The following is a 3,934-nucleotide window of genomic DNA, read 5'->3' as shown; positions in this document are numbered from 1 at the left end:
CCGGCTGATGGCCGCCCGTCTCGCCGGCGAGGAGATCGAACCCCGCGGTCCCATCGAGACCGAAGCGGCCCGTCGCCTCGCCGACGACCTCAAAGACGAGTGATCACCCGGTTACCCAACACTTTCTGAGGCGTGTACGTCACCGGGAGGCGGAACAGTCCGGCGCGATGTCCCCGCGGAAGAGCCCGTCCGGATCCACGCACGCACGGATCCGATCGGCGGCCAGGATCGCCCCGGTGTCGAGATGACCCCGGGGCTGGTCCGCACGCGCCACGAAGGTGGGCGCGGTCCGGCCGGTGTCCCAGGGGGACAGGGCCCGGCGCACCCGCTCACAGTGCGCTCGGATCTCCTCCGGGCCGCCGGCGAAGCCGGGCACGCCCGCCCCGGAGTAGGCGTACCGGGCGTCGAGGTGACCGAGTGCGCCGGCCCCGGCGACGGGGCGCCCGAGGGCACCGCCGAGCTGGCGCAGTTCGGCCACGGTCAGGGCCGGCCGGGGGTGGTCGGCGGTGACGCGCAGGAACTCGGCGATGCCCTCGTCGCCCGGATCCTCCAGGAGCATGTGGTCCCCCAGGACGGGCACCGGATCGGCCGGGTCCATGTGGGTCTCCGCCACGGCGGTCGGTCCGGCCCGGTGCCAGGTGTCCATGATGGGCTCCGCGACCGCCCGCAGCGGGGCGAGGAGTTCGTCCGCCCGTCGCAGCGCCGTGGTGATGCCGTCCTCGGCCGGCGCCACGACGAGGCCGTCCAGACACAGGACCGGGCCCGCGCTCAGGGCCGCCGGGACCTCCGGCACCTTGGGCAGGTTCATGATCCGGACCGAGGTGGTCGCCTCATCGGGGGCGTGCTCGGCCCAGGCCCGCCACAGCGGCAGCAGACGACGGGCTTCCCCCGCCGGCCAGAAGGCCGCGCCGGTGACCACCGCGGCCACCGGGAAGAGGGCCACCTCCACGGCGGTGACCACACCCAAACCACCACCCCCGCCGCGCAGCGCCCAGAAGAGCTCCGGGTGGGACCGGTCGTCGGTGCGGCACGACGTGCCGTCCGCGGTGACGAGTTCGACGGCCCGCAGGCTGTTGGCGGCGAGCCCGGTGTGGCGTGCGTACATGCTCAGGCCGCCGTTGAGGAGGTAGCCCACGACCCCGACCGTCGGCGACGACCCGTGGGGGGCGGCCAGTCCGTGGCGGGCGGCGGCCTCGATGACCGCGCCCCACCGGGTGCCCGCGGGCACCCGGGCGATGCGGCGGTGCACGTCGATCTCGACATCCCCGCGCAGGTCCGTACGGATCAGCAGGGCGTCGTCCATGGGCCGCGCGGTGGCCGCGGCATGCCCGGTGGCGTGCACCCGGACACCCAACCCCCGGGCACGGGCCCGATGGATCGCGGCGCGGACCTCCTCGACGGTGTGCGCGGTGACGGCGTCCGCGGGTGTCACGGGCGCGGCCAGGTTGAACACCCGGGTGGCGGCCCGGTAGGCCGCGTCCCCGTGCGCGGTGGGTGCCGAGTGCTCGTGGGTCGTGGTCATGGCCGAATGTCCTCCAACACGCTGGTCGATCTCCCTGCGGGGCGTCCCCGCCGGCGGCGGGGACGCGGGGCGGCGCGGCGCGTCGGCGCTACGCCTCCTTGACCGCGGTGATGAAGACGAAGGAGCCGGGACCCGACTCCTCGCGGACCGTCAGCCCGGCGTCCGCGAGCCACTTTCCGATCTCCTCGCGCTCGAAGAGCAGCATCCCCGCGGGTCGGCTCGGGAAGTGGTGGGATTCCTGGAAATAGCGGTCCACGGCGTCGTCGGCCCAACGGAACGTCATCAGCGTGAAGGTGCCCCCGGGCTTGAGAACACGACCGATCTCGGCGATGGCGACATCCGCCTGCTCGGGGAATGCCTGCAGCGCGTTCCAGCAGTTCACCGCGCCGAACACGGCGTCGTCGTAGGGAAGGGTCAGGGCGCTGGCCACGACGGCGGGGACCCGCGGAAGCCTTCGGCGCAGGGTGTTCAGCATGGGCAGAGCCATGTCCTGGGCGATCAGGCGTTCGTCACCGACGGCATCGGCGAGGACGGCGGTCCACCGGCCCGCTCCGGCCGCGAGGTCCAGGCAGGGGCCGTCGACCGGACGGGTGTGCCGGACGATATAGGCGTCCTCGTCCTCCTGCGACACCGCGTTGCCCCAGTTCATACCGGCGATCCGCAGGAACGCCGGACGCAGCACCGACTCGTAGTAGACGCCCATGCTCGGCATGGCCGCGAGTTTCTGCAGCAGATCCGCGGTGGTGTCCTCGGGGCCCGCGGCCGAATGGGTGGTACCGGCCGAGAGGTCGAGCAGACCACCCGCGAGGGGGTGAACCGCCGGGCACGCCGTGCAGCGCACGCTTCCCCCGCCGAAGGAAAGACCGCCTCGACACACCGGGCAGCGCAGGACGGCACCGTGCCGGGCGAAGGCCTCGGGGTCCGTCCCGGGGGCGGTCGTCGCCTCCGGCGCAGGGGCCATGGGGTGGGCGGTCTCCTCCGGAACACCGTGCCGGACCGCCCAGTACGCCCTCATACCCGCGTAGGCGAGCACCGTGCGGGTGTCGTTGTCCCAGTTGACGGTGAGCTGTTCGGCGGTGAGCGCCTCGATCCAGGTCCGATCGAAGTCGCGCTCGTCGTCGTTGAGCCGCCAGGCGGCGGGGGAGGGCCAGCAGCGGCCGAGGTCGGGGGACCCGGGATCCAGCCGGCGCAGGGCGCGCTCCAGACGACTGAGGTCGTGATGGTCGAGGGCGAGCTCCTCGCGGCGGGCCACGGACAGGATGCGCTCGCGGCTCTCGGGGAAGTGCGAGAGCAGGTACACGAGCGCGACGGTCAGCGGGGTGTTCGCCCCGCTTGCGCGCAGCAACTCCAGATAACGGTCGAGCCCGGCCCGCACCGCGGCCGTGACGGGACCGTCGGTGGCCGGGTGCTCGGACTCGGCGAGCAGGCCCAGCAGGACGGCCAGGTAACCCCTGCGTCGTTCGTCCACCGTGTCCAGCAGTGCCACCAGGGTGGGGGTGTGCTCCACGGCGTCCCCCGTCCCCTCCTTGCCCCACACCGTGTCGGCCAGGCGGACGAACTCGTCCTCCAGACGGTCGGCCGGAGCCCCGAGAAAGGCCGCGAGCCGTTCGGTGACCGCCGGGGAAGTCGTCGCAGGGATCATGTGCGGGTCCTTTCAGGAAATGGGGGCGGGGCCCCGGTGGTGGCTCCGGGGCCCCGTGAGCGGCCCCGGACACGCACGCCCGATCCCCGCGCTGTCGGCGACCGTGTGCCGATCGTGGCCGGCGACGGGGCTGGACCAGCTTCCCGGCCCCTGCCCGGGGGCCGCATCTTTCGAATTGCGGCGCCGGGCAGGGCACGGGCCCCGGCGGTTCCCGGGGCCCGGCGACCGCGACGAGCGGGGACCGCGGGCATCGCTCCCACTTCCCTTCCGGCCCCTTCCGGCCTTCCCGCCCCTCCCCGGGGCGGGAAGGGGCCGGGCCCCGGGAGACGACGTCCGGCGGTCACCGGATCAGGCGGCCTCCGGCTCCTCCTGCGGGACGTCGAAGAGGGGACGGATCTCGACACCGCCGTCGTGGACCGGAACGACCTTGGCGATCTCCAGGGCGTGGTCGATGTCCTTGGCCTCCAGGACGAAGGCGCCGCCGATGGACTGCTTGCTGTCCGAGAAGGGACGGTCGGCGACCTCGCCGCCGCGCACCGTCCTGGCCGTGTCGGCCGGCTGGAGGGCCAGACCGTTGAGGATCTTGCCGCCGAGCTCCTCAACCCTGCCCGGGAAGGCCTCGTGGGCCTCGAGCAGCTCCGCGGGGGCGTTGTCCCACCCTCCCGGGATCTCGGCCTCGTAGATGAAAACCGCGTACTGAGCCATGGGGCTCTCCTCTCAGGGTCCTGCCTGGTGTTGTGCCGTGTGCACACGGGGCCCGACCCGTCCGG

The 3,934-nt window shown here is 73.4% G+C and carries 3 protein-coding genes; all 3 read right to left on the bottom strand.

Annotated elements, in window-relative coordinates:
• Positions 1-139: 139 nt before the first annotated feature.
• On the bottom strand, positions 140-1,522 hold the full coding sequence (locus FNQ90_RS15155) for an FAD-binding oxidoreductase (RefSeq protein ID WP_182606870.1): 1,383 nt from the start codon (positions 1,520-1,522) through the stop codon (positions 140-142).
• A gap of 88 nt (positions 1,523-1,610) precedes the next feature.
• The gene (locus FNQ90_RS15150; RefSeq protein ID WP_182606869.1) at positions 1,611-3,164 is read right to left on the bottom strand and encodes a class I SAM-dependent methyltransferase; all 1,554 of its coding nucleotides are present in this window, start codon (positions 3,162-3,164) and stop codon (positions 1,611-1,613) included.
• A gap of 348 nt (positions 3,165-3,512) precedes the next feature.
• Entirely contained in the window at positions 3,513-3,869 is a 357-nt protein-coding gene (locus tag FNQ90_RS15145; RefSeq protein WP_182606868.1) for a YciI family protein, read from the bottom strand.
• Between the last annotated feature and the right edge of the window lie 65 nt (positions 3,870-3,934).

The sequence above is a fragment of the Streptomyces alkaliphilus genome, assembly GCF_014141535.1.
Classification (GTDB): Bacteria; Actinomycetota; Actinomycetes; order Streptomycetales; family Streptomycetaceae; genus Streptomyces; species Streptomyces alkaliphilus.
This window is presented reverse-complemented; position numbering and strand designations above follow the sequence as displayed.